This is a genomic window from Vibrio sp. S9_S30, from assembly GCF_014694455.1.
In the GTDB taxonomy this organism is placed as follows: domain Bacteria; phylum Pseudomonadota; class Gammaproteobacteria; order Enterobacterales; family Vibrionaceae; genus Vibrio.
Map to the genome: position 1 here is coordinate 1 of NZ_JAAUWT010000025.1, position 22,671 is coordinate 22,671.

General features: G+C 44.0%; 33 protein-coding genes and 1 pseudogene. 33 read left to right on the forward strand and 1 reads right to left on the reverse strand.

Translation table 11 applies throughout. The features are described 5' to 3' along the window. A partial coding sequence (locus tag HC752_RS21220; protein ID WP_190337206.1) for a helix-turn-helix domain-containing protein occupies positions 1–677 on the reverse strand: 677 nt, incomplete at its 3' end. Positions 678–808: 131 nt separating this feature from the next. Here HC752_RS21220 and HC752_RS21225 point away from each other — a divergent pair. The 33 genes and pseudogenes from HC752_RS21225 (at position 809) to HC752_RS21380 (ending at position 22,667) form a co-directional block, all read left to right on the forward strand. Continuing rightward, complete coding sequence (locus tag HC752_RS21225) at positions 809–1,042, forward strand: hypothetical protein (RefSeq protein WP_190337207.1); 234 nt, start codon at positions 809–811, stop codon at positions 1,040–1,042. Positions 1,043–1,058: 16 nt separating this feature from the next. Beyond that, positions 1,059–1,658, forward strand: a complete 600-nt coding sequence (locus HC752_RS21230; protein ID WP_190337208.1) for a hypothetical protein — start codon at positions 1,059–1,061, stop codon at positions 1,656–1,658. 10 nt (positions 1,659–1,668) lie between these two features. Beyond that, positions 1,669–2,391 (forward strand): bacteriophage antitermination protein Q, encoded by a 723-nt coding sequence (locus HC752_RS21235; protein ID WP_190337209.1) that lies wholly within the window; start codon positions 1,669–1,671, stop codon positions 2,389–2,391. A gap of 220 nt (positions 2,392–2,611) precedes the next feature. Continuing rightward, complete coding sequence (locus HC752_RS21240; protein WP_190337210.1) at positions 2,612–2,884, forward strand: hypothetical protein; 273 nt, start codon at positions 2,612–2,614, stop codon at positions 2,882–2,884. A gap of 197 nt (positions 2,885–3,081) precedes the next feature. Further along, positions 3,082–4,119 (forward strand): recombination-associated protein RdgC, encoded by a 1,038-nt coding sequence (gene rdgC, locus HC752_RS21245; protein ID WP_190337211.1) that lies wholly within the window; start codon positions 3,082–3,084, stop codon positions 4,117–4,119. Next, positions 4,119–4,670: a single-stranded DNA-binding protein gene (locus tag HC752_RS21250; RefSeq protein WP_190337212.1), complete on the forward strand. Its 552-nt coding sequence runs from the start codon at positions 4,119–4,121 to the stop codon at positions 4,668–4,670. Before rdgC ends, HC752_RS21250 begins: the two co-directional genes overlap by 1 nt. A gap of 177 nt (positions 4,671–4,847) precedes the next feature. Further along, the gene (locus HC752_RS21255; protein WP_190337213.1) at positions 4,848–5,189 is read left to right on the forward strand and encodes an ASCH domain-containing protein; all 342 of its coding nucleotides are present in this window, start codon (positions 4,848–4,850) and stop codon (positions 5,187–5,189) included. Continuing rightward, positions 5,189–6,610 carry a DNA cytosine methyltransferase gene (locus HC752_RS21260; protein WP_190337214.1) on the forward strand — a complete coding sequence of 474 codons (1,422 nt, stop codon included), beginning with the start codon at positions 5,189–5,191 and terminating at the stop codon, positions 6,608–6,610. The genes HC752_RS21255 and HC752_RS21260 overlap by 1 nt, the downstream gene beginning before the upstream one ends. Before the next feature lie 12 nt (positions 6,611–6,622). Further along, positions 6,623–6,988, forward strand: coding sequence for a hypothetical protein (locus tag HC752_RS21265; RefSeq protein WP_190337215.1), 366 nt, complete (start codon positions 6,623–6,625; stop codon positions 6,986–6,988). Between the two features lie 4 nt (positions 6,989–6,992). Beyond that, a complete protein-coding gene (locus HC752_RS21270) occupies positions 6,993–7,397 on the forward strand; it encodes a beta-sandwich lipoprotein (RefSeq protein ID WP_190337216.1) in 405 nt (134 codons plus the stop codon). A 7-nt stretch (positions 7,398–7,404) separates the two neighbouring features. Beyond that, the gene (locus HC752_RS21275) at positions 7,405–7,803 is read left to right on the forward strand and encodes a DUF4406 domain-containing protein (RefSeq protein WP_190337217.1); all 399 of its coding nucleotides are present in this window, start codon (positions 7,405–7,407) and stop codon (positions 7,801–7,803) included. A gap of 409 nt (positions 7,804–8,212) precedes the next feature. Further along, positions 8,213–8,461 (forward strand): hypothetical protein, encoded by a 249-nt coding sequence (locus HC752_RS21280; protein WP_190337218.1) that lies wholly within the window; start codon positions 8,213–8,215, stop codon positions 8,459–8,461. Positions 8,462–8,955: 494 nt separating this feature from the next. Then, positions 8,956–10,002, forward strand: a pseudogene (locus tag HC752_RS21285) (DNA-methyltransferase). 22 nt (positions 10,003–10,024) lie between these two features. After that, positions 10,025–10,315 carry an HP1 family phage holin gene (locus HC752_RS21290; protein WP_190337219.1) on the forward strand — a complete coding sequence of 97 codons (291 nt, stop codon included), beginning with the start codon at positions 10,025–10,027 and terminating at the stop codon, positions 10,313–10,315. Continuing rightward, on the forward strand, positions 10,315–10,836 hold the full coding sequence (locus tag HC752_RS21295; protein WP_190337220.1) for a lysozyme: 522 nt from the start codon (positions 10,315–10,317) through the stop codon (positions 10,834–10,836). Before HC752_RS21290 ends, HC752_RS21295 begins: the two co-directional genes overlap by 1 nt. 23 nt (positions 10,837–10,859) lie before the next feature. Then, a complete protein-coding gene (locus HC752_RS21300; protein ID WP_190337221.1) occupies positions 10,860–11,249 on the forward strand; it encodes a hypothetical protein in 390 nt (129 codons plus the stop codon). Beyond that, positions 11,194–11,439: an Rz1-like lysis system protein LysC gene (gene lysC / locus HC752_RS25500; protein WP_446751453.1), complete on the forward strand. Its 246-nt coding sequence runs from the start codon at positions 11,194–11,196 to the stop codon at positions 11,437–11,439. Before HC752_RS21300 ends, lysC begins: the two co-directional genes overlap by 56 nt. Positions 11,440–11,834: 395 nt before the next feature. Then, positions 11,835–12,020: a hypothetical protein gene (locus HC752_RS21305; RefSeq protein ID WP_190337222.1), complete on the forward strand. Its 186-nt coding sequence runs from the start codon at positions 11,835–11,837 to the stop codon at positions 12,018–12,020. After that, positions 12,004–12,210 (forward strand): DUF7940 domain-containing protein, encoded by a 207-nt coding sequence (locus HC752_RS21310; protein ID WP_190337223.1) that lies wholly within the window; start codon positions 12,004–12,006, stop codon positions 12,208–12,210. The genes HC752_RS21305 and HC752_RS21310 overlap by 17 nt, the downstream gene beginning before the upstream one ends. Positions 12,211–12,336: 126 nt before the next feature. Then, a complete protein-coding gene (locus HC752_RS21315; RefSeq protein ID WP_190337224.1) occupies positions 12,337–12,942 on the forward strand; it encodes a hypothetical protein in 606 nt (201 codons plus the stop codon). Next, entirely contained in the window at positions 12,911–14,809 is a 1,899-nt protein-coding gene (locus HC752_RS21320) for a terminase gpA endonuclease subunit (RefSeq protein ID WP_238930590.1), read from the forward strand. The genes HC752_RS21315 and HC752_RS21320 overlap by 32 nt, the downstream gene beginning before the upstream one ends. Beyond that, positions 14,810–15,019, forward strand: coding sequence for a gpW family head-tail joining protein (gpW, locus tag HC752_RS21325; RefSeq protein ID WP_122621618.1), 210 nt, complete (start codon positions 14,810–14,812; stop codon positions 15,017–15,019). Further along, complete coding sequence (locus tag HC752_RS21330; protein ID WP_190337226.1) at positions 15,019–16,605, forward strand: phage portal protein; 1,587 nt, start codon at positions 15,019–15,021, stop codon at positions 16,603–16,605. The genes gpW and HC752_RS21330 overlap by 1 nt, the downstream gene beginning before the upstream one ends. Next, complete coding sequence (locus HC752_RS21335; protein ID WP_190337227.1) at positions 16,598–17,926, forward strand: S49 family peptidase; 1,329 nt, start codon at positions 16,598–16,600, stop codon at positions 17,924–17,926. The genes HC752_RS21330 and HC752_RS21335 overlap by 8 nt, the downstream gene beginning before the upstream one ends. Positions 17,927–17,935: 9 nt before the next feature. Beyond that, positions 17,936–18,268, forward strand: coding sequence for a head decoration protein (locus HC752_RS21340; RefSeq protein WP_190337228.1), 333 nt, complete (start codon positions 17,936–17,938; stop codon positions 18,266–18,268). Between the two features lie 38 nt (positions 18,269–18,306). Then, on the forward strand, positions 18,307–19,341 hold the full coding sequence (locus HC752_RS21345; protein WP_190337229.1) for a major capsid protein: 1,035 nt from the start codon (positions 18,307–18,309) through the stop codon (positions 19,339–19,341). 58 nt (positions 19,342–19,399) lie between these two features. Further along, positions 19,400–19,849: a hypothetical protein gene (locus HC752_RS21350; RefSeq protein ID WP_190337230.1), complete on the forward strand. Its 450-nt coding sequence runs from the start codon at positions 19,400–19,402 to the stop codon at positions 19,847–19,849. A gap of 62 nt (positions 19,850–19,911) precedes the next feature. After that, positions 19,912–20,280 (forward strand): hypothetical protein, encoded by a 369-nt coding sequence (locus tag HC752_RS21355; protein ID WP_190337231.1) that lies wholly within the window; start codon positions 19,912–19,914, stop codon positions 20,278–20,280. Next, complete coding sequence (locus HC752_RS21360; RefSeq protein WP_190337232.1) at positions 20,264–20,929, forward strand: hypothetical protein; 666 nt, start codon at positions 20,264–20,266, stop codon at positions 20,927–20,929. Before HC752_RS21355 ends, HC752_RS21360 begins: the two co-directional genes overlap by 17 nt. Next, entirely contained in the window at positions 20,901–21,467 is a 567-nt protein-coding gene (locus HC752_RS21365) for a hypothetical protein (protein WP_190337233.1), read from the forward strand. The genes HC752_RS21360 and HC752_RS21365 overlap by 29 nt, the downstream gene beginning before the upstream one ends. After that, positions 21,433–22,110, forward strand: a complete 678-nt coding sequence (locus HC752_RS21370) for a phage baseplate assembly protein V (RefSeq protein WP_190337234.1) — start codon at positions 21,433–21,435, stop codon at positions 22,108–22,110. The genes HC752_RS21365 and HC752_RS21370 overlap by 35 nt, the downstream gene beginning before the upstream one ends. Next, a complete protein-coding gene (locus HC752_RS21375; RefSeq protein WP_190337235.1) occupies positions 22,111–22,311 on the forward strand; it encodes a hypothetical protein in 201 nt (66 codons plus the stop codon). Continuing rightward, positions 22,311–22,667, forward strand: a complete 357-nt coding sequence (locus tag HC752_RS21380) for a phage baseplate protein (RefSeq protein WP_238930591.1) — start codon at positions 22,311–22,313, stop codon at positions 22,665–22,667. The genes HC752_RS21375 and HC752_RS21380 overlap by 1 nt, the downstream gene beginning before the upstream one ends. Positions 22,668–22,671: the final 4 nt, after the last annotated feature.

Below are 22,671 nucleotides of genomic sequence, written 5' to 3' on the forward strand. Positions count from 1 at the left end.
TAGACTCGCTTATCTATAACGTTTCTAAATACTACACCTTTTATCACCGTGGTTTCTGTTACGTCCATCACCTGGTATTGAGGATTAAGTGGAACCAGTTTCTTTTTACCACAATCTTCAAGCAATTGCTTGAAGGTTGCTTCTTGAGTGGCTTCATCTACAGCCACGACATAGTCGCCTATCTCGGGTTCTTTGTCTGGATTGACTAGAATCAAACTGCCATTTGGGAAACTCTCTTTTGTTTCACAGTTTTCCATTGAGTTGCCTGAAACAGTTAAGCAAAAGGTATTTCTAGGCATTTTTCCAGTTACAAACTTGGTTTCTTGGTTATAGCTATCAATACATGGGCTTTCTGCCCAGCCACCAGCATTCACCCAACTTACAATAGGGATTTCTCGTCCAAGCGTTGGCGAAATATGTCTTTTTCTTGTTGGCGCAGTTATATCAACAGGCTCTACAGCGCTTGAACGACCTAACCTCTTTTCTAAATCTGCTAAAGACCATCCAAATAATTTGCAGTATCCATCGACAATAGGCCAGCTAGGAATAGCTCCATTTTCCACTCTAGATAATGTAGACGAAGAACAATCAATACCCCATTCCTTAAAAGTAGAAGCAACCTCTTCCATGCTGAATCGCTTTTTTCTCTCGGTTCTTAATATTTTGTGCAATTCCATATCAATTACTCAGTTGGGTAGAAGGCCTATTCATATATGAAAGATTTTAAACCTTTCATATTTGGGACGCCCGTCAAAAGGCAAAACAAAACAAACTTGTCTTTTTCCCATATATGAAATAATCTGTGCATATGAAAACTCCTTTACATAAATGCAGGGCTCATGAAGGTGTCTCTTTAGGCTTCTTGGCCCAAGAAGTCAGTTCTAGCGGCTCAACACTAAGTCGATTGGAAGGAGGGGTATCTAAAAATACGTCGGGAGAAGTGTGTTATCTGGTGCTTGAGCGATACAAACACAACGGCTTAACCCTTGAGCATTTGATTTACCCAGAACGCTTCCCTGATTTCGATATAACTAAAGAATAGTCAGTAGGTGGTAGTAATGAAACGTCGAATAAACGACAACAGATTGTCAGCGATAGTGATTCGCCATATCAATTGCTATTTGGAAGGCACAGGTATTGCCGTCGAGAAGTACACAAGAACTCGCGTCTTACCTGAGCTAATCAAAGCTGGAGAACTTTTTGAACCTGAGACAGACGTAGAGAAGTGGTACAAAAGCCAATCTCGTCGTCTTGTTCGCTACATCGACGGTGAAAACCAATTGTCAGTGAACTGGGTATTTCCTTTCATTTCCAGCCTCCCTAGCGAGTACCAGCAGCCATTGAAGAATGAGCTTTGCGGCATGCTGGGCTCTTTTTTTGTTGCATTAACCGCAATGGGTCCACGAGCTCAAAGCAATGAAGCCCGATCACACTTACCTCAAATGGCAAAAGAATGGGGCGACATCCTTATTAAATCAAACCCAGCAATGGATGGTGTTTTCACGCCTGATGATGATTCTGTTGAAGTTCTTCATTACGCAAATGAAATAGCCGAGTGCATTGGCATTTTGATGGCAGAGCTTGGTGCTATTTACCGCGCCACAGGAATTGAACCTGCCTCAGTCAAAGCGTACCGAAACAGCACTTTGTTTGATTAAGGGGATGGCTATGCGTGTGAAGTATAACGAGGAAGGCCTACGAGAAGAGCTTCGCTCCGCGCTTTTAGTTATTCCCAGAACCAAAGGTCAGTTGGATGGTTTTGAAAACAATGGAAGTAGCGATGCAAGGTTTCAACGCACGAATTACCGCACTGAGGTGGGTGAGAACGGCGAAGAATTGGCAAAAGTTAAACAGCAAGTGGTTACCACATTGGCATGTAAACAATTTAAGCGCTCCCCTATGCCACTTCCACCTCAAGCGTTTAGGCATACGAAGTTGGTGCACGATATGAATAGTGCACCGGAGCATATCGGGGATTGGCTTCGCTTTTGTTACAGCGAAGGAGCGCAATGCCCCACAAAAGTTTTGTTAAGTGTCTTGCTTGCTTTCTTTTATGAAGAGGAATCAATAAGCCTTAGCGATAAATCTAAGGACTTGATCAAGCACCTTGCCCTACTCGCTTGCATGCAAAAGCGTGATGCGCTGAACGCCAGAAGAATGCAACTTACTCATGTAGAGATTGCGAAGCTGGCAGAGAAGAAGCAAAAAGCATGGGAGAAATCATGGGCTAAGCGTTGGAACCGCCTGATCGATATTTTAAACCGATTTGATACGGAGGGCTTAAACCATGTGCATGAACGAGGGCGCAGCCGAAAAGCTACCAGAAGGCATGCCGACGTGCCTGTGCAATCTGTACTTCGGGCTGCAGCCAGAGAATACGTGGCTGCCTGAGTGGGGATACAACAAGACCACTAAGCAATTCATTTTACGTTGTCCCAACTGCAAATATCAGGTAGGTCCTTTTGAAAACAAACCAGCCGCCATTGCGAGTTGGGCTTTGTTAAGCCGACACGGTGACAAGCATGTGTATAGCAATTGGGCTAAAGACTATGCCGCACATTACCCAGTACCAGAGCACTTAACGCAGTACTTACGCCAGGAGAGAGCATAAATGGAACTAAAGAAAATTGGTGAACATAAATTAAAACCAGAGGCAATAAAAACTCACCCAGTAATTTTATGTGGTGAGTGTTATGGGGAAACAAAAGCAATAACTGAATATAGAGACACTAGCTCTGCAGTCGATTGTGAAGAGTTAAGTGTAATTCATGTTCACTTCGAAGAAGTGCATGTCTCCCAGTGTTGTCGCGATCTTCTTGTGTTGGTTAACAACGACGAAGATGAACTTACATCAGATGATGCCTACGAATATAAGCATCTTTGAGGGGAAGTATGTAAACCACGAACACAACCGATACCCCATTTACGTTTGAAAGCTTTTTCCAAGCCGAGTCTCACTTAGAAAAACAAGGCTATCACTGTGAAAAAGAACGTTGGATCCATGTAGATAAGCCAATTGTGTCCGTGGTCCCAACCGATAACGGTGTCCAAATTAAACCAATTCAACATTAAGAGTCTCTTATGCAATTTAAACAATGTACTCCTTATTATTTACCAGCATTTGCTTACAGCCTAGATACGCTTGAAAAGCGATTTGAAGAGTTTCGAGCTAAGCCTCTTTCAGATACAGGAATAGAATCATTGGGCTTTGTTAGTCCAATGGACCTTAGCCGAGATGATTTAATTATTAAGCTTGGATGCTTGTATGGCTTTCGCTTGAAAATTCAAGAGAAGAATGTTTCCCCATCAAAAGTTAAGGAAGTTGTTAGTCAACGAGTAAGTAAAATCATGGAAGAAAAGCCTGACCTTGATCAGACCAAATTGGAAAATGAGTATTACGGTCAAGTTAAAGAAGAAATGCTACGCCTTGAAATACCAAGCGTTAACTATGTAACAGCATTTATTGATACCGACTCAGGCTATCTATTTGTTAATGACAAGAGCGAGAAACGCTGTGAACAGTTATTAAAACTTCTACGTCGCAGTTTGGGTTCTTTTGTTGCTCTATCTGTAAATACGGAACATCAACCATCGGATGCTTTATCAAGAGCTTTGCAAGGCGAGCGTAAGTTAAGTGATTTTCTTCGAGTCGATTATTACGATCAAATAAAGGCTGTTGGCGACAAAGCTACTAAGCAAGTCTCTTTTAAAGGGATCAAAATCGGCAAGGAAGAACGTGAAGTTCTTAAAGGAAAGAGCATTACTCAGATGGGTCTTGTTTTTTGTGCAAACGAAGATGAGACATGGGCTATCACAATCGTATCTAAGCGCGATAAGCATTTTTATATTCTCAGCTTTGTCGAACCCATCCCTAATTCAGATCCCACAGCCGACCGATTATTCAGCATGTCTGATGAAGACTTCAATGCTAACTGGCTTATTACTGCTGATCGTTTAAATCGAATTATCTATTCCTTGAATGAATCGTTTGGTGGAAGAACCGTGACCAATCGTGAAAGCGAAGAATCCGTTGCTCAGCTTAAAGAAGCGCAATTGATGTCGGTGACAGAAGAGAACATCAGTGAAGACGCTAAAGCATTGTTAGAAGGAGCTGAATAATGGCGAGTCGTGGCGTTAACAAAGTCATCATCATGGGAAACCTTGGTCAAGATCCCGAGGTTAGATACACCAATAATCAAACAGCAATAGCGAACATTACGGTAGCCACCAGCGACAAGTGGCGAGATAAAGCGACTGGAGAACCACGCGAAAAAACCGAATGGCACCGCATTGTTCTGTTTGGCAAGGTTGCAGAAATCGCAGGCGAATATTTACGTAAAGGCTCTCAGGTTTACATTGAAGGTCAACTTCAAACTCGCAAATGGCAAGACCAAAGCGGACAAGATCGCTACACCACAGAGGTGGTGGTTCAGTATCCAAATGGTCGAATGCAGTTAATTGGTGGTAATCCTAACAATCCACATCAAGGTGGTTGGGGTCAGCCACAGCAACCAGCAGCACAACAGCCATCACCACAGCGAAGCCCAGCTCAATCTCAGCCACAACAAGCGCAACCGCAATACAATGAGCCGCCTATGGATTTCGATGATGATATTCCATTCCGCGATACCTTTGCTCGCGGTGCTCGCACTGCTTACGCCTGTTCATAAGGTCAAACATGCAGCCTGACTCGAACCAACTCGTAGCTTATGTAATGAAGCACAACCGAATGTCTCAGCCGCAGGCTATGGGTTGGTTAGATAAATGGGTGCCAGAGTGGAGAACGGAACCACCTCCACAGAGCGTTGGCACTATTTATTACGATGGCGCCTCAGATGGATATGAAAATGAATAAACAAATTCCCGAAATTACGCTGAACGCTGAAAATTTTTATAAGGCGAGTATTGATAAGAAGTTGAGCACTATTCGTCTTGGTAACAAAGATATTTCACCTGGTCCTGCTTTCTTGGTTAACGATGAAAACCAAGCAAAGATTCTGATCGATATTTGGTTTGTTAACCATTGCTTGTTGTCGGATCTAGAACTGAATGACGCAAGGCTTGATGGCTTCGACACAATGGAAGATTTAAAAGCGGAGTTGCGCCGTTGCTATCAACGACCACTACAAGAGCGTGAAGTTGTCACTCAGGTTCTTTTTAATGTAGTTGAAGAAGCGAGGGTGGCGTGATGTATCAGATTCTCCCTCATGAATTAGTGGTCGATAACTTTGCTGGCGGTGGTGGTGCTGGTGAAGGAGTTCGGATGGCTTTGGGGCGTAGTGCTGACATTGCTATTAACCATGATCCTGCTGCGATTGATATGTATCGCCTAAATCACCCAGACACTAAGGTCTTTTGTGAATCGGTTTGGGATGTTGATATTAAGAAAGTTTGCCAAGGTCGACCTGTTGGTTTTGGTTGGTTTTCCCCTGATTGCACTCACTTTTCAAAAGCCAAAGGTGATAAGCCGGTGGATCAAAAAATTCGTGGCTTGGCATGGGTAGTTGTTAGATGGGCGCTTCTCTCTGATATGAGAGGCTTTCATTTAGAGAACGTTGAAGAGTTTACCACTTGGGGGCCATTGAAAAAGATTGATGGCAAGTGGAAGCCTGACCCAGAAAAGAAAGGTGAAACGTTTGAAGCTTTTATCAAAGTGCTCACCACTGGTTTGTCTCCTTACCATCCTGCTTGGTCAGAAGTTTGTAGTGCTCTCAATATTGAAAATGACAGAGAAGCAAAAATAAAACTTCGTAATGGTCTTGGCTACAAGCTTGAACACAAAGTTTTGGCAGCTTGTGACTATGGTGCAGGAACAACGCGAGAGCGATTCTTCATGATAGCGCGTAAAGATGGTGGGAAAAATATCTGGCCTGAACCAACGCATGGCGAAGATCTAATACCTTATGTTACAGCTGCAGACAGTATTGATTGGAGTCTTCCGGTTATGTCTATTTTTGGACGCAAAAAACCGTTAGCAGAAAAGACTCTTGCCAGAATTGCTAAGGGTATACAACGATTCGTTATTGATTGTGAAGACCCATTCATTGCACCTGGAGAAACCATTATTCCATTCATTACTGAATGTGCTAACGCTTCCAGCCAACGCAATATGCCAATTGATGAACCTTTGAGAACTATTACCGCTTATCCAAAGGGTGGAAGCTTTGCTTTGGTAACGGCTCATATAGTTAAGCTTCGTAACGGTAATGTTGGTCATTCTATGAATGAGCCGCTTCATACCATTACTTCTGGTGGCAACCACTTCGGTGTCGTTACTGCTTTTCTGATTGCCTACTACGGTACCGACAATATGCAAGCTTTGGATACTCCCCTGAACACGATAACGACGAGGGATCGGTTTGCCCTTGTGGTTGTTAAAGGTCATCCGTACATGATTGTTGATATTGGTCTAAGGATGTTGCAGCCACATGAGCTATTTAAGGCTCAGAGCTTTCGTGATGATTACATCATTGGCCATAACAGTTCAGGCAAAAAGTTATCGAAGAAAGAGCAAGTATCCAAGGTGGGGAACTCGGTTCCACCTCTTCTAGCTAAGGCTTTAGTTCAGGCTAACTTTGGTCAGCCGCTTTCAAATACGATTGCCGCTTAAAGGAACAGCCAGATGGAAGGTTTTAAAGGAAAAATCAGCTCCTTCTGGCGTTCTAAAAGTGGAAAGGTTTATTTCCGTCTGTATGGAGTTGAGCACCCTTTTCTTATTGGTAGTGGAGTCAGGGAAGATCTTGTTCCTTGGCTTGCTAAGAACTTGGGTGCTTGTGCAAATGCCATTGATAAGGGTGAGTTTTACCTTGTCACTTGGTTTGGAATTACATGCAAAGTCCATCTACGACAGAACGGTAAACCAACCAAGTGGGAAGAACGCGAGTTGCCATATAAATGGGCCAAGGTGGCGAAAGTGCAGAAACGTCGTCGCCAGTGGTTAAGTGAAAATGAATACAACGGCTATTACGAGCCGATAATTAAGGATTAAACGAATGAAGAAATTAGCTTTATTGGCATTAGCGGTAGCAGCCTTGTCAGCTTGTAGTAGAGACGCACAGGTAGCATCAAGTAATTTGTCTAAAGCGGCAGATATGTTTGAAATAGACAGACGCGTAGTCTTCTATAACGGGATTACAGGTGATTATATGCTAACAATAGAAGGTCGTTGTTCTATTGAAGATCAAAGTCGTCAACTAGAGGTTACTTGTAAAACAGGCCCAAATGATTACAAGAAACATTTCTTAGGTTTATCAGATAATGTCACTTACTTTGCGGAGCACTTAACAGGAACGGATGTCAGCATTTACCATCATCGAATAGTGTTTAAACCACAGTTAATTGTCCCAGAATTTGATTTAAATGTTGACGAGTCTGAAATGCTGAATAATAGGCATTGATAGTCGCATGGTGAAGTTCTACATAGCTGGCCCAGTAAGTGGTCAGCCTAATCACAACGTTGAAGCGTTCAAAAGTGTTGCTGATCAGATTACCGAGTCGGGTAATGCTGCCCTGTACACCTCCCTACTTCCAAAAGGCATGAGTGAACCGGAATACATGAAGTTTGCCCATGCCATGCTTGAGGTTTGTGATGTGGTTGTTCTGCTTCCTCGTTGGAGTATGAGCGAAGGTGCTACAGCAGAGTTTCATTGGGCGGTGAAGTTAGGCAAGAAGATAGTACGACAGGAGCACCTGCCTTTAATTTTTAGACATTGGCATAAGAGGGATATCCTCTTGCAAGAAGCAACCAAAGAGGTATTTGATGGTTATCTTCAAGAAAGTATGAGTGAGAAAGGAAGAGAGTGATGGATACAACACAAATACTTATCACAATACCAACATTGAATGAGGTTTTCGGATGGTTGGTATTCTACCTCTGCATAGGAAACTTGGTATCGGTAGTTGGATGCTTTGGTTTAGTGCAAAGTGACTATGGTAGAGGTATTAGGAACAGGAGCACTAAGGAAGCGGGAATGTACGTTGTTGGTTACACTTTTCTTTGGCCTTTTGTTTTTGGTCATATAAAAGATTCTTATAGTTACCGAGCTTTCAATCGAGATTATAGATATTTTAGATAATTAAGAACCATATATAAGGTCTTTCGTTTAATAGCCAGCTCTTGGTCACACACATGACTATTGGTGTGAATAAGACTGGCTTTCCTCTTGGCAAGTAATTAGTGTCGGAAGTGACTTAAACGCCAGGAGAGTTAAAAATGAACGTAAAACCAGAACAAGCGAATTTAGTGCTAAGTATCCTTGAAAGTGCTAACTGTGGTCCTACTACTATCGACTCTATGTTGCTTTGGGACAAAGAGACAGAGGAGGCAGGGCGAGCCCATTTGGAATTTGTTGTTGAGCAGCTATTGGTATCAGGGTGTATGACTTATACCGGAGATAAAAGGCTAATTACAACTCAGCAAGGCGAACTACATATTTGCCTAACAACACAACATGTAGCGTAATTTGTTAGATTTTTATCAATATGTAGTTGCAAAGGTAGGGTTGTGAGTATATAGTTTTACCAAGATGCGGTTTTTATAACCCATCAACAGCAATAATAAGACTTGAGACCTCTTAGTATTGAACAGAAACCTCGCTTCGGCGGGGTTTTTTCGTATTTGGCGCAGCCTTGAGTACCTGAGACCCGTTTGGCGACGGAGAGGAAGCTGCGAACCTCTTACGGCAATGAAATGGGCGACTGTTAAAAGGTGCAACTCTTAACAGCCATCTAACCTATTACGCAAGTCATAAGCCAGACCAAAGCCCATCCAGCTCTGCAGAGCGCGGTGGAGTTTACACGAAAGTGGGAACTTATGACATTACTTAAAGAATTACGCTGTCCGCATTGCAACAAGCTGCTGTGCAGACATTCAGGCTCGGTTGAAGTGAAATGCAGCCGATGCAAAAATATTGTGAAGAGATAAGAGTGCCAAGAGTGCCGATTTAGGAGGCGCATTTGCAACAATCTTTTCTAGATGAACAAGTACAACTGGTTAACGCTGATTGTCTTGAATACCTTAAAACGCTACCAGATAGCAGCGTTGATCTCGTTTTAACGGACCCACCCTACTTTCAAGTAAAGAAGAATGCATGGGATAACCAGTGGCCAGATGTTGAGTCGTTCTTAGCTTGGTTAGATGAGGTGCTGTTAGAGTTTTGGCGAGTGCTTAAACCGTCTGGTTCAATTTACCTTTTCTGTGGTCATAAGTTGTCAGCTGATACTGAACTGCTTATGCGTCAACGTTTCAACGTTCTAAACCATATCATTTAGGCTAAACCAAGCGGTCCTTGGCGAAGAATGAGAAAGACTGACTTACGTTCTTTCTTTCCAGCAACAGAACGAATTCTATTTGCAGAACATTACGGAGCTGACGGTCACGCTAAAGGCGTCGCTGGTTACGCTACGAAGTGCGCAGAGCTTAAAAAAGAAGTATTCGAACCACTGATTGAATACTTCAGAGCAGCTCGTCAATCACTTGGCATTTCTGCAAAAGATATTAATGCCGCCACAGGCACTCAAATGTGTTCGCATTGGTTCAGCGCCAGCCAATGGCAACTGCCCAATAAAGAGCAATACGAAAAGCTGCAGGCGTTATTCAACAGCCGAGCGGTTGAATTAGGTCGTTCACATGAAGATCTGACAAAGGAGTTTGATTCACTCAATAAGGAGTATCAAACACTCTGCAGAGAATATGACGATCTGAAAGCGGAGTATGAAAACCTTCGTCGTCCTTTCTCAGTTACCAGCGAAGTCCCATACACCGACGTTTGGACATTTGCACCTGTTCAGTATTACCCGGGTAAACACCCATGCGAAAAGCCAGCCGATATGCTGGAGCACATTATTACGGCAAGTAGCCGTGAGGGTGATGTTGTTCTTGATGCGTTTATGGGTTCAGGTTCAACGGGTAAAGCCTGTTTGAGTTTGAATCGTAAGTTCATTGGTATTGAGATGGAAGAAGGCACTTACTCTCAGACAGTAGAATCATTTAATAACTTATAGGGCGCATTTCGCGTAAGACTCCATGCTAGAGAAGAAAAAGTTTTGGCTGTCGGCTCTGGCTGGAGTCGTTGCAGCTTTTATTGTTGCTAAAGGTGACAAGATTACTGCGGCTATCGGTAGCTTAACTGCCACGATGGGCGCTCTTGGTTTGAGCCAATGGTCAATGATCATTGGTATCGCATGTACCTTGCTGACTTTCGTTATTACTAACGTGGTGAACATTATCTACAAGCGTAAAGCTTTAGCTGTTTTGGAAAAGAATGCCCAGAACGGAAGCTCAGCGACGGCCTTTATCACTGAGGAAGACGGCTGATGAAACACGTTAAGAAGATAGTTTGTTCAGTTGGTGCAGCTATTGCGCTCATTGTTACGGGTGTGGTTCCTAACAATGTCATCGTTTCACCTGCAGGCTTGGAGTTGATTGGTAACGCTGAAGAGTGCCGATTAACTCCATACATTTGTCCTGCTGGTCTTATTACTAACGGGATAGGTAACACTCACGGTGTTACAGATAAGCCCATCACCATAGAACAAGTCGCTAAAGACTGGACTCGAAACATTGAGTCTGCACAGGATTGTCTTGCTGCCACCACGAATGTTGCTGCATTGAGTCAGGGCCAGATTGATGCCTTCACATCATTTATCTTTAACGTGGGCTGCACACGATATCGGCATAACTCGGACGGTAGCGAGACACGAATCTATAAAAAGCTTAAAGCCGGTTACTACACCGAAGCCTGCCAAGAACTTAAATTCTGGGTTTATGGAGGCGGTAAGAAATTGAACGGCTTGATTAAGCGACGCGGAGAGGAGATGGAACTTTGCCTTTCCTAAAAAAGATATTCAGCAATCTCCATTTGATCGCTATTGCTTTTCTCTTTTGCTTCATTCTCATTCAGTCTCACAAGATATCCAGTCTTAGAGCTGACCTCGATGAAGCCAACGTTGCTAAGGGGAAAAAGGAAGCTGAGCTCAGCATAGCAGTAGCTTTTAATCAATCACTAACCACCACGGTTGATTCGTTGGTCCAGCAACTCGATGAAGGCATGGTTGCCGAAGAGTGGCGGCAACAGTTGAATGCGACCATGGACGCAAAACTTAAAACATCCATCTTGGATTTAGGGAAACTATTCGATGATGAAGCGAAAAACAATGCTGATGGTTGCAGTGAGCAGTATAGCCCTTCTATCTATGACCGGATGCTCAAGCATTACGAAACCGGAAAAGGAGATAGTGGTCCAGGTTAAAGAGCGATTTGTTATCCCTCCACCAGCTTATCTCAGCCCTTGCAGAATTCCTTACACAGAGCCACCGCGCACTCACTCAGAAGTGGAGTCAGCTGAGCGAGATTTGACATGGCAGACAGCGATGTTTGTTTGTGCGAAGAAGTTCGACAAGATTAAACAGTGGTACCAGAATAAGCAGGCTGATAAATAGCTAACTGGCTTCTCTTGTAAGGATAGAAATCATTGCTTTCTTTTTGCCCGACCTATTCTGTCGGGCTTTTTATTGCTTAGCATTTTCACGAGAGTGTTAAGCAATAAATTCCTACATCGCTTATAGCAATTCTATTAAGGGCAACTTATGCAAGTAACAACTCCCTAGTGGGCAGGTGACGATAACTGAACGGGCAGACATGTTCGTCACGGAAACCAACCTCATGACAGTGACAGCCTGGTCAATCCACTGGACTGTTACAAACCCGAGCCATACTCCTGATAAGTCGATAGCTGTGCTGGTGGCGCACTGGATTGAGCATAGCCAATCGACGTTTTATTGCTAAGTATTTTCTCAGATAGTACTTAGCAATAATTCAAATTAATGAGGTCAACATGAGCCAGACTAACGCTTATTTCAATTCAGTTCTCAACACACAAGCGCAAGCGTTGGAAGTGCTGATTACTAATCAGCCAACGGCTAATCCTCAGTTAATGGAAGAAGCCAAGCAACTTTTAGAAGAGGCGGTTATTAAAGCAACTCAGGCAGCAAAGGAAGTAACTAATGAAACTGATAGATAATTGGAAGCAGTCTGGTCAGTGGTGGACCATTAAGTGGTCTCTTGCATTGATTGTTATGAACACTATTATCTCACTCCTTCCTCTGTTGGAAGTTCATGTTAGCGTTACTGTTTATGCTGTGCTGAATGCACTGGCGGCAGCGGTGACAATGGTATTGCGAGTACTATCCCAAGCACCTGATCCTACCTAATGCGACCACGGTCTCAATGGGTCCTTTGGCGCTAATTAGCAGGTTACGGGTGGCTAAACCGCAGGAAGTCGCTCGTTGAATTTTTTTTTTAATTTAGGACTTCCTACTTCCGCTATGAGAGGTTGAATGAATGACTTATTTAACCCCGACAAAGTTTATACACAAGAAGACATAGCTGTAATTCTAGATATTTCGTCTAGACAGGTTCGAACCCTTAAAGGACAAGGGATTCTTCCAGAGCCTAAGCCCAAACGTGGGTATGATCCTATCAAGTGTATTCATGCGTTTATCGCCTACAAATCCAAAGCAAAACCTACTCAGGCATCACCGGAAGTCGGGGGCGGAGAACCTGAACTGACCGATGAGGAACGCTTTGAGAAGATTGAACGTGATTTAAAGCTTGAAGACAAGCGCGAAACAGTTGCGATGAAACGAGCTAAGCGAGTGCTATTTGAAAAGTCTTATGGTCCGTTGCAGATAATCGTTGATGTATTGCAGCAAGTAGGAGGCAACTTAGCATCTGTTCATGACGGACTCATTTCCAAGATGAAATTAGTTTGGCGTGACATGCCACCTGAAGCAGTTGAATTACTAACACAAGAGTTAACGGAGGCAGCGAATGAATGTGCAAACATCTCCATCGATCTCTCTGATTACACAGATGGCGATCCGGAAGATGGTCCAGCGTGGATTGTCAGTGATGAAGAAAGTACTGCCAATCTCAGGAAGTGAGTGGTGTGATAAACATTTTCGCTTACCTGCTGGTTCATCTCAAACTGCAGGGCAATGGACAACAATGCCATTGCAAATTGTTCCGTTAAACATGATGTGTAATCGCAATATTCGTGCGGTTACATTTCAAAAGTCTGCGCGTATTGGTTATTCAAAAATGCTGGTAGGCGCTGTTAGTTGCTTACAAGCTCAGTACGGTACAAGTATCGTTATTTATCAGCCAACGGAAGATGATGCGAAAGATTTTACTGTAGATGAGATTGACGCTGCTTGGGAAGAAATGCCCATTATGCGAAAGATCTTTCCGTACTTGTTCGCTAATAATGAAAAAAATACCACAAAGAAGAAAGTTGGTGCTGGTTGGATTCTCGATATAAAAGGAGCTCACACCCCTAAGAATATGCGCCGTCTAACTAAAGGTGCTTTGTTTGGTGATGAAGTGGATGGTTGGATTTGGCAATTTGCCAAAGAAGGCTCTCCTATAAAACCAGCAAGAAAGCGTCTCGATGGTGCGGCATTCCCGATGGAACGATGGGGAACTACTCCAACAATTTCTGGCGAATCACACATTGAAATTTTGATGTCGGAAATGGATTTGACGTTCCGCTTCTATTTGCCTTGTCCTTATTGTTCTCACGAACAGGTTTTGGTTTGGGGTGATAAGGACAGTAAGTACGGATTTAAGTGGGATAGCAGCAAAAGCAGTATTACTGCTAAATCTAGAACAGCACATTATTGCTGTATCAAGTGTGAAGAAAAAATTCATTACAACCAACTTGCTGCAATGGAAAAGGCAGGTCGGTGGATAGCTGAAGACGGAACTTGGACAAGAGATGGTGAGAACTTTTTCTCAGAATCGAACATGCCTGAACCCACACCACAAAGAGCTGGTATTCATTGTTGGGCAGGTTATAGCACCAATTTGTCATTCGGTTGGATAGGGTTAGTTGAAGAGTTTCTCAGTTGTGGCAATGACCCTGCCAAACTTCAGCCATTTGTTAACCTTGTGCTTGGCGAACTATGGGAAGGCGATAACCGCGACAAATTAGATTGGGAAACGCTCCAAACACGCCGCGAAATATGGTGGAAAGGAAACAGACAAGATAACCCTGTGCCGGATCGAGCAAGCGTTCTTACTGGTGGTATAGATACCCAAGACGACCGTGTTGAAATATTCGTGTGGGCGTGGGGTAAAGGTGAAGAGTGCTGGCTTATTGATCATATCGTTTTGCTCGGTGATTTATCGAGCGATGAACTTAAAAAGACAGCAGGCGAAAAGCTTTACAACCAATACAAAAAAGCAAATGGCGAAATTATGGATGTCCGTTTGTGGTGTTGGGATGCGATGGGACATAAGACGGACGATGTTTATGAAATGAGCCGTCGTCATGGCTCGCTTTGGGTTATTCCTATCCAAGGTGAAAACCAATATGGCAAAGCCATTGCAAACTTCCCTCGCAAGAAAAACAGTAAGAAAGTCTACTTAACACGATTAGGTACGGATGGAATAAAAGCTCGTCTGTATGGTCGTCTTGGTTTGCATCCATCACCCCAAGGTGAAGCGGTACCAGGATGTATTCACTTTCCGGTTGATGATGCAATTTGTGGCGACGAGTTCTTTAAACAGCTCTGTAGCGCATCAAAGAAACTGGAAATTAAAAAGAATGGCCAGAGAGCTTGGCGTTGGGTTAAGCAGTATCACCCATTTGATGAAGCATTGGATGGGTGGAACTATGCTCATGCCGCTTTGAATATTCTTGTGCAAAGGTTTGGTTTCGTCTTAACAGAGCCGGATCCACTTCCTCAGAGTTCATCACCAAAAACAAGCAGTATTCGCGCCGCAGCAGAGCGGTTAAAAGGAGGCTAAGTGTCTTTACAAGATAAATTGAGACAGGCTGAGGATGCTTATCACAAGCTCCAAACTGGCACCATGGCAGTGTCCATTATGAAAGATGGTCGACGTGTTGATTTTAATCGCGCCAATATCCATCAACTCAAGAATTACATTGATGAATTAAAAGCGCAGCTTGGTATGACTAATGTGCGTCGTCGACCACCTGCAGGAGTGATTTGCTAATGACTAACCAAATTCTTGCAGCCGATGGCGTAACACCATTACGTAACACCATTCCTCAACGTCAAAATGCGGTATTTCGTGGCGCAGGCGCAGGCTTTGGTGGTCAGCTGCGAGATTGGAATCCGCAATTGCAAAGCGTGGACGATGCACTGTTACCAGTGCTGACCCAAGCGCAGGCAAGAGCAGATGATGTTATTCGCAATAATGGTATTGCCGCTAACGGCATTCAGCTCCACCAAGATCACATCATTGGCTCAGAATATCGTCTGAGTTATAAGCCCAATTGGCATTTGCTTGGCATTAAACCTGATTTGGGCTTTGTAAAAGATGTTGAAGCAGTTTTCCGAGATATTGCCGAAGATCCTAACTGTTATATCGATGCAGAACGGAAACGCACATTCACAATGATGATGCGAGAGTCCGTTGCTACGCATGCTTATTCCGGTGATGTGATGGCAAAGCCGGAAATGATTCAAGATCCGCACTCACCATTTTCGACTTGTATTCGCATGGTCGCGCCAAAGAAAGTAACCAACCCCTCTCGGATGATGGACACCAACCAGTTTAGAGCTGGCGTGGAGTTGAATCACTTAGGGCAGGCGGTTGCGTATCACGTAGAACAAGGTGGTAACCGCTTTGGTATTGGGCGTGAGTGGCGACGAGTTCCTAAGCGACTGCGTAATGGTCGCATTGGTTTTATTCACGTGTTTGAACCGATTGAATCAGGTCAGACGCGAGGTGTTAATAAGTTTTTGAGTAGCTTAGAGCAAATCAAAATGCTCGATACTCTACAAAACACCACATTACAAAAAGCTATCGTGAATGCGATGTACGCTGCGAGCATTGAATCAGAGTTAGGCTCAGAAGACGCGATGCAGTTTTTACTTGGTTCAGGGCAAGGCGGAAATAATGGTAACCCATTAGATACGCTGTTAACTGGCTATGGTGATTACTACGCAGTGAACAATGTTAAGTTAGGCGGCGTTAAGCTTCCTCACTTATTCCCAGGTGACAAAATCAATATTCATTCTGCAGGTAGTGCAGACAATGGATTTGCTGATCTAGAGAAGTCAATCATTCGCTATATAGCGGCAGGCTTAGGGTTAGATTACTCGCAGCTATCTCGCAATTATAGCCAGATGAGCTACTCGACTATTCGAGCTGCAATGAATGACTCTTGGCGTTACTTCATGGGCCGTCGCAAGATCATCGCTAACCGATTTGCCAGTTTAATCTTTGAATTGCTATTTGAAGAGATGGTGATTCGCAAGTACATCACTTTACCGTCAAAAGCTCGTTACTCTTTCCAACAACGTCGTCATGCATGGACCCGTTGTGATTGGATTGGTGCTGGCCGTATGGCTATCGACGGACTGAAAGAAGTGAAAGAGGCAGTTCTACTGATTGAGTCAGGGTTATCGACTTATGAAGAAGAAGCTGCGAAGCTCGGTAAAGATTATCAAGAGCTGTTTGCTCAGCAAGTTAGAGAGTCAGATGAGCGGAAAGCAAAAGGCTTACCGCCACCAAGTTATATGAAGCTTGACGGCTTTGCTCCAGAGCAACCAGAGGGACAAGTTAATGGTTAGAAATTTAGCTCACATTGCCAATTTGGCATTTAATCGACCAGTTGCACTCGAACCCGGCTATGCCCGGGTTTTTTATTCTGTGCTTGCCAGTGAAATGGGGATTGGTCGTTTAATTGATGGTTCCACAGGCGAAGTATTAGATGCTCAGCGTATGGAGCAAGAAGCGGCTTCTTACCGTTCTAATACACAGGCAAAAGTGGATGAAGACCGAGGTCGTTACTACCAACTGGTCGATGGTGTAGCCATTGTGCCAGTGAGTGGCACGCTAGCGCATAAATACGGTTCAATCCGACCTTACAGTGGCATGACAGGTTATGACGGCATCATTGCTCGAATTAGCTTTGCCATGAAAGACCCTGCAGTTCGTGGCGTGATGATTGATTTCGATACTCCAGGTGGACAGGTCGCAGGTTGTTTTGATGCAACAGATATTATCGCAAGGTTCCGCAATGAAAAGCCGATCTGGTCATTAGGTTATGACATGCACTGTAGTGCTGGTCAGGCTCTTTCCTCAGCTTGCTCTCGTCGCTTGATTACTCAAACAGGAGTAGCCGGTTCTGTCGGTGTGGTGATGATGCACGCGAATATGGAAGAACTAATGAAAAATCGAGGTGCTGAAATCACTTTGATTCATTCGGGTGCACATAAGGTCGATGGTAATCCATACGAGAAGCTGCCCGATGATGTGCGAGCCAATTTGCAATCTGAATTGGATAATACTCGCCAGTTGTTTGCACAGAAAGTTGCCACAAATATCGGCATGGATGTGCAAAAGGTACTGGATACAGAAGCAGCAACATATACAGGCCAAGAAGCTGTAGATATTGGCTTTGCCGATGAATTGGTTAATGGCTCAGATGCCGTTGGCTTAATGATAGAGCACCTCAATGCTCAAGGTTCAACAATTGTCGATATGGGAGCAACCATGACAACAGAAACTAAAAAACCGGAAGCTTCTGCTGCTCCTAATGCAGCAGAAGCCGCCGACCAAAACACTGACACTTCAATGGATGCGACCACGGTCGCAAACAATGAACGCACACGTGTTATGGGGATCCTTAGCTGTGAAGAAGCTAAAGGTCGTGAAGATATGGCAAGCAAGTTGGCAAACATGCCAAACATGAGTGTTACCGATGCTCAAGAGCTACTTGCTGCCGCACCGAAAGCACAATCAAACGATTCAGCCGCCGAAGCACTAGCAGCATTGAGCGCAGAACATGGTGAATCACTTGATACCAGTGCTTCTTCTGATCAATCAACTGATAGCGATGAAGCACAATGTGCTTCCTTATTGGCTGCTGTCGGTAAAAAACGCGGTTAAGGAGCCAAAATGGAAAAGCAAACTTACACCCCTGATAACTCAGTTATCAAGCAAGGCGACTTTGTTCAGCGCACGATTAAAGCTGCTCAAGTTTTCCCACGTATGACGCCACTTATGGAAGATGCCACTAACAAAGAAAAGTTAGTTAAGTGGGATGGTACAGCAGGCAAAGCGGTTGTTCTTAGTGCTTGTGAAGCAGCAAATGCGGCACAGGATGAGCTTAAAGCCGTCATTGTTTCAGGTATCTATCGCATTAGTGAGCTGAACTGGCCGGATGGCTTGAGTGATGCAGAGAAACGCGCAGCCTTTCAAGGCACCGCAATCAGTGTAGACGACGAGTAATCTCGTCGTTTTTTTTGGCTTAAACAAAGAGATTACTCATGGATTTATTTACTACCCGTGCGCTTCTGATGGCAATTCAAGAAGCAGGGATTAAGCGTGATAACTTTTTCATGCGCATGTTCTTCCGCGAAGTTCATACGTTCGATACTGAAAAAGTAGATTTAGACCGTATCCCAAACAAACCGAAGATTGCACCATTCTGTTCTCCGCTAATTGGTGGAGTTGTTGATAAAAACCAAGGTTACACAACAGAAACCTTCATGCCGTCTTATGTGAAATCTAAGCACGCCGTGACAGGTAAGCAGACAATCAAACGTCTTCCAGGTGAATCTATTGCTGGCACTAAATCAGCGAAAGAACGCCAGAGTGCGATTGTTATGCAGAACCTCGAGCAAGAAGAGCAAGCGGTTCAAATGAAAGAAGAGTGGATGGCTGCTCAGATGGTCCTCACTGGTAAGTATATGGTCGACGGTCCTAACATCGAAGAGCCATATGAAATCAGTGCTGGTCGTCGTGCTGAAAACAACATCACTCTGGTTGGCTCTGAAACGTGGGATCAGCTTCCGGTTGAAACTCACGATATCATTGAAGACCTTGAAGAATACGGTGAGCTTGCTGATGGTCAGATTGATATCATTATCGCTGACAAAAAAGCGTGGAGCTTGCTGCGTAAGTTCAAGTCATTCAAAGATGCTTTAGAAACTCGTCGTGGTTCAAAATCAGAATTTGAAACCGCACTTAAAGACCTAGGTAAAGCCGTGAGCTTGAAAGGTACTTTGGGTGATGTGGAAGTTTGGGTTCTTGATTCAGAGTACACCGAGCGCGATGGCAGCACTCAAAAGTACATGCCAGAAAACACAATCATCTTGGGCCACACAGCATCACGTGGTTTGCGTCTATATGGTCAAATTCAAGACCTTCACGCTCAGAACGAAGGCTTAGATGAAGCTGATCGTTACGTGCGTGATTGGATTGAGGGCAATGACCCTGCAGTTCGCTACACCAAAACAGAGTCAGCACCAGCACCTTACCTTGTTGATGTGAACAACTTTGTAGTGGTTAAGGTGAAGTAACCATTAATAGGGGAGCGTATAGCTTCCCTTTTCTTTGACTAACTCGCAGGAAATAGCAATGGCGAAAACTAAGCAGCCCTACCAAGAGCAGATTGATAATCTCTGTAAAGATCTAGGCATTACTGAAACTCAGTACAACGACAAAACTACCATTCCAGAGCTTGAAGCGATCATCGACAAGTTGGAAGCTCAACTTCCCGATGAAGAAGACCAAGAGCCTGAAACAGACCCAGAGCAATCCGAAGCTTCACAAGACGCACCATTAAACAATGATGAAGTCGAGATCACGCTGACTGACGAAGCCGCTTGCGATATTGCTACCACGGTTGAAGCTAACAGTGATTATGAAGGTCAGTTTATGATTGAAGTTCGTGCCGTATCGACATTTCGTTGCCGTGTTGGTGATGAACGAATCACGGTGATTGCTGGCAACCGTAAGTTCTTGCCTGAAGATGTGGCGATGGACGCATTACAAAACGGTGTCGCCGTCACTGGTGCGGTTGAATAACAAAATCAAAAGTGAATATGAAAAGCGGAGCTAAACGGCTCCGTTTTTTTATTGGAGTAACCATGGAATTTGATTCGCTATTTAATGAAGTAATGGAAATGGCAGATCAAGCCATTGAGGATGCTATGGCATCTAAATTTCGTCTCTTATTAAGGGATGGTTCAAATTTAGATATCAAAGCGATCTTTGACTCAAAATTAATGCCACAGGAAAACAATGAAAGCCACGCTTCGGTTATCGCAGAGCATGGAGCTCTTACTATTCTCAATCGTCGAATAGCAAAGAAGCTGGTCAGTGGTGCTTCAGTTGATACGCCATTGGGAACTCGACATGTAGCGGATGTTTTATACCCAGATGAAACAACATCACTACTCATTCTTAGTATGAAGCCCAACGGAAAGAGTGTGAGCCCGAGTGATAACTTCCTCTAACTTTACCCAGTCAGGAGCTCACCAAAGGCGAACTAATTCCGGCACACTTAGCTTTGATCTCTCAAACGAAGCTGCATTAATTGCAGATGAGTTTGCTGGGATGGAAAAGCAGGTTGCTAAGGCGATAGAGCGAGCGCTCAAGAAAACAGGCAGATGGTTACGAACGTACACTCTGCGCCACTTGAGCAAAGAGCTTGGCATCAAACAAGCTGCTTTAAAGAATCGCTTTATCCTGGCTTATGACAAAGACAAGAAGACGGTCAACTTATGGGTTGGTCTGTTAGCTATTTCGGCAGAAAACCTTGGTAGTGTCCGGCAAAATGCTGCAGGCACTAAAGCAGGCTCCCATCAATTTGATGGTGCGTTTTACACCAAAATTTATGGTGATGATGAACGAGTTTATATCCGAGCCAGCCGAAACCGAGTGATGCAGCATGATGTGGTTCGTCAGAATCGCAAGCCCGCACCTTACAGACCTATCCGTGACCCAGACTTAATTGGTCGCTTCCCTGTTCAAGCTGTTGGCATCTCTATCGAAGATGAAGCGAGTCAGATATTGCTTCGCTTAGAGCAGCAGGTAAACAAGCGATTCGGTGAAATACTGAAACAAGAGCTCAACTATGCGATCAACATTGAACAAACCAAGTGACTATTACATTGAAGTCGTTGAAGTGCTGAAACAGCGCGTCAAAGGCGTTCCTGTTCATGAATATGCGCTTTACGGTGAGTACCAGGTTCAAGGGCTTGAATGCCATGTCGCCATCGATGAATACGGTGAATTATCGAAAGCCAACGATGGCAGAATAAAACAGCCGGTTCGTGTGAAAGTGTATTGCCTAGTGAGCAGAGCTTACAGCGATACAGAAAATCGAAATGCTGAACTGATTGCTCAAGATTTAGCGAGTGCGGTTGGTCGCATTGCGTTTAACAACAACTTTGGTCTTGGTAAGACGGTCAGTTTTCCAGAGAAGATTGTCAGCCAGCAAGGTCTGTTCAAATCTGGTACCGACGGCTATGAGTGTTGGGAAACCGAATGGTGGCAAAATATTTACTTAGGTGAGTTACCAGAAGAAGACCAGAAATTATTGGGGATCTTCTTAGCCATTAACCCTAAGCACCCCGAAAAGCCGGATGAATATAAGGAACTTGAGAATGCGAGACTTAGTCCAGCAGATAGTTCAGGCTGAGTTAGAAGAGTATTCACAGCAGTTCTCTCAGCAAGAAAAAGAAATCACAGAATTGAAACGCCGCCTGAACAACATGATCAGAGTCGGTAAAGTCTCTGCTTGGAGTGATGACCATAAGCGAATTAAAGTAAAGTTTGGTGACAACGAAACACCATGGATTAAATGGTTTTCAGCGTGTGCTGGCGATGTGGCTGAATATCGTCTTCCTAGCATTGGAGAGCAAGCAGTATTGCTCAATGTTGGCGGTGGGGACAATTCCTCGACTAGCATTGCTTTGATTGGTGTTCCAAGTGATCAGTTCCCTCTGCCTACCGATAACCCTGATGAGATTCTTCGTGTTTACCCAGATGGAACCCGGGTTTGTTATGACAAGAAAAAGCATAAGCTGGATGTTAGTGTCGCAGGTAAAGCCAATATTCAGGTTGATAAAGACGCAAAGGTCAATGTTGGTGGTGCTGCTACGGTGAATGTCGGTGGTAAAACTTCAGTGACCTCAGGTGGCAATGCGACCGTGGACGCACCAAAGATTTTATTAAATGACAAAGATGGTGGCGCTTATGATGTTGTTACGACCAAGCACCCATGTCAAGTAACAGGATTAAATCATATGTGTGGCTCAGCAAGTGTAAAAGCAGGTGGTTAAATGGCACTAAATGACGAAATTCTAGCCAAAACAATAGAGGAAGAATTGGAGGCTGCTGGTTTCAAGCCTTTGTTGGCTGATTCTACGGCCGGTCACAAATACTATCTCGCTATCGCAAAGGCTTTGAATAAACATCAGAAGGAATTCGCAGAAGTTCAAGTAACAGGCGGTTCGTCTGCAGGAACATATAAGGTGACGTAATGGCAGGTATGGTTGGCATGTGCCGGAAAACCGGACGCACTATTACAGGTTGGGATCAATTCATTAGCCGTGTCACTCAAGTGATGACGACTTATATCTCTGCAAGAAATAAGGCTCGGGGATTTGGTAGCCAATTACCAGCAACGCTCTCACGTAATACCAATAATTCCACCTTGGCATTAATTCAAACCTACGCCATGGGCGCGTTCATGAATCCTGAAAATGGTCTTGAAGATTTTGAACCATCAAGAGTTGTCGCGGAACGAACGCAAGACGGAACGTCAGTGACCTTTTACGGTAAATGGAACGGTCGAGTGGTTGAGCCGTTTACTGTTCCATTACCTCAAGCAGCATAGAGAC

What these genes read in the sequence shown, in the direction of transcription:
- HC752_RS21225 (WP_190337207.1), top strand. Translation starts at nt 809, where the DNA reads ATGAAAACTCCTTTACATAAATGCAGGGCTCATGAAGGTGTCTCTTTA.
- HC752_RS21230 (WP_190337208.1), top strand. Translation starts at nt 1,059, where the DNA reads ATGAAACGTCGAATAAACGACAACAGATTGTCAGCGATAGTGATTCGC.
- HC752_RS21235 (WP_190337209.1), top strand. Translation starts at nt 1,669, where the DNA reads ATGCGTGTGAAGTATAACGAGGAAGGCCTACGAGAAGAGCTTCGCTCC.
- HC752_RS21240 (WP_190337210.1), top strand. Translation starts at nt 2,612, where the DNA reads ATGGAACTAAAGAAAATTGGTGAACATAAATTAAAACCAGAGGCAATA.
- rdgC (WP_190337211.1), top strand. Translation starts at nt 3,082, where the DNA reads ATGCAATTTAAACAATGTACTCCTTATTATTTACCAGCATTTGCTTAC.
- HC752_RS21250 (WP_190337212.1), top strand. Translation starts at nt 4,119, where the DNA reads ATGGCGAGTCGTGGCGTTAACAAAGTCATCATCATGGGAAACCTTGGT.
- HC752_RS21255 (WP_190337213.1), top strand. Translation starts at nt 4,848, where the DNA reads ATGAATAAACAAATTCCCGAAATTACGCTGAACGCTGAAAATTTTTAT.
- HC752_RS21260 (WP_190337214.1), top strand. Translation starts at nt 5,189, where the DNA reads ATGTATCAGATTCTCCCTCATGAATTAGTGGTCGATAACTTTGCTGGC.
- HC752_RS21265 (WP_190337215.1), top strand. Translation starts at nt 6,623, where the DNA reads ATGGAAGGTTTTAAAGGAAAAATCAGCTCCTTCTGGCGTTCTAAAAGT.
- HC752_RS21270 (WP_190337216.1), top strand. Translation starts at nt 6,993, where the DNA reads ATGAAGAAATTAGCTTTATTGGCATTAGCGGTAGCAGCCTTGTCAGCT.
- HC752_RS21275 (WP_190337217.1), top strand. Translation starts at nt 7,405, where the DNA reads ATGGTGAAGTTCTACATAGCTGGCCCAGTAAGTGGTCAGCCTAATCAC.
- HC752_RS21280 (WP_190337218.1), top strand. Translation starts at nt 8,213, where the DNA reads ATGAACGTAAAACCAGAACAAGCGAATTTAGTGCTAAGTATCCTTGAA.
- HC752_RS21290 (WP_190337219.1), top strand. Translation starts at nt 10,025, where the DNA reads ATGCTAGAGAAGAAAAAGTTTTGGCTGTCGGCTCTGGCTGGAGTCGTT.
- HC752_RS21295 (WP_190337220.1), top strand. Translation starts at nt 10,315, where the DNA reads ATGAAACACGTTAAGAAGATAGTTTGTTCAGTTGGTGCAGCTATTGCG.
- lysC (WP_446751453.1), top strand. Translation starts at nt 11,194, where the DNA reads ATGACCGGATGCTCAAGCATTACGAAACCGGAAAAGGAGATAGTGGTC.
- HC752_RS21305 (WP_190337222.1), top strand. Translation starts at nt 11,835, where the DNA reads ATGAGCCAGACTAACGCTTATTTCAATTCAGTTCTCAACACACAAGCG.
- HC752_RS21310 (WP_190337223.1), top strand. Translation starts at nt 12,004, where the DNA reads ATGAAACTGATAGATAATTGGAAGCAGTCTGGTCAGTGGTGGACCATT.
- HC752_RS21315 (WP_190337224.1), top strand. Translation starts at nt 12,337, where the DNA reads ATGAATGACTTATTTAACCCCGACAAAGTTTATACACAAGAAGACATA.
- HC752_RS21320 (WP_238930590.1), top strand. Translation starts at nt 12,911, where the DNA reads ATGAAGAAAGTACTGCCAATCTCAGGAAGTGAGTGGTGTGATAAACAT.
- HC752_RS21330 (WP_190337226.1), top strand. Translation starts at nt 15,019, where the DNA reads ATGACTAACCAAATTCTTGCAGCCGATGGCGTAACACCATTACGTAAC.
- HC752_RS21335 (WP_190337227.1), top strand. Translation starts at nt 16,598, where the DNA reads ATGGTTAGAAATTTAGCTCACATTGCCAATTTGGCATTTAATCGACCA.
- HC752_RS21340 (WP_190337228.1), top strand. Translation starts at nt 17,936, where the DNA reads ATGGAAAAGCAAACTTACACCCCTGATAACTCAGTTATCAAGCAAGGC.
- HC752_RS21345 (WP_190337229.1), top strand. Translation starts at nt 18,307, where the DNA reads ATGGATTTATTTACTACCCGTGCGCTTCTGATGGCAATTCAAGAAGCA.
- HC752_RS21350 (WP_190337230.1), top strand. Translation starts at nt 19,400, where the DNA reads ATGGCGAAAACTAAGCAGCCCTACCAAGAGCAGATTGATAATCTCTGT.
- HC752_RS21355 (WP_190337231.1), top strand. Translation starts at nt 19,912, where the DNA reads ATGGAATTTGATTCGCTATTTAATGAAGTAATGGAAATGGCAGATCAA.
- HC752_RS21365 (WP_190337233.1), top strand. Translation starts at nt 20,901, where the DNA reads ATGCGATCAACATTGAACAAACCAAGTGACTATTACATTGAAGTCGTT.
- HC752_RS21370 (WP_190337234.1), top strand. Translation starts at nt 21,433, where the DNA reads ATGCGAGACTTAGTCCAGCAGATAGTTCAGGCTGAGTTAGAAGAGTAT.
- HC752_RS21375 (WP_190337235.1), top strand. Translation starts at nt 22,111, where the DNA reads ATGGCACTAAATGACGAAATTCTAGCCAAAACAATAGAGGAAGAATTG.
- HC752_RS21380 (WP_238930591.1), top strand. Translation starts at nt 22,311, where the DNA reads ATGGCAGGTATGGTTGGCATGTGCCGGAAAACCGGACGCACTATTACA.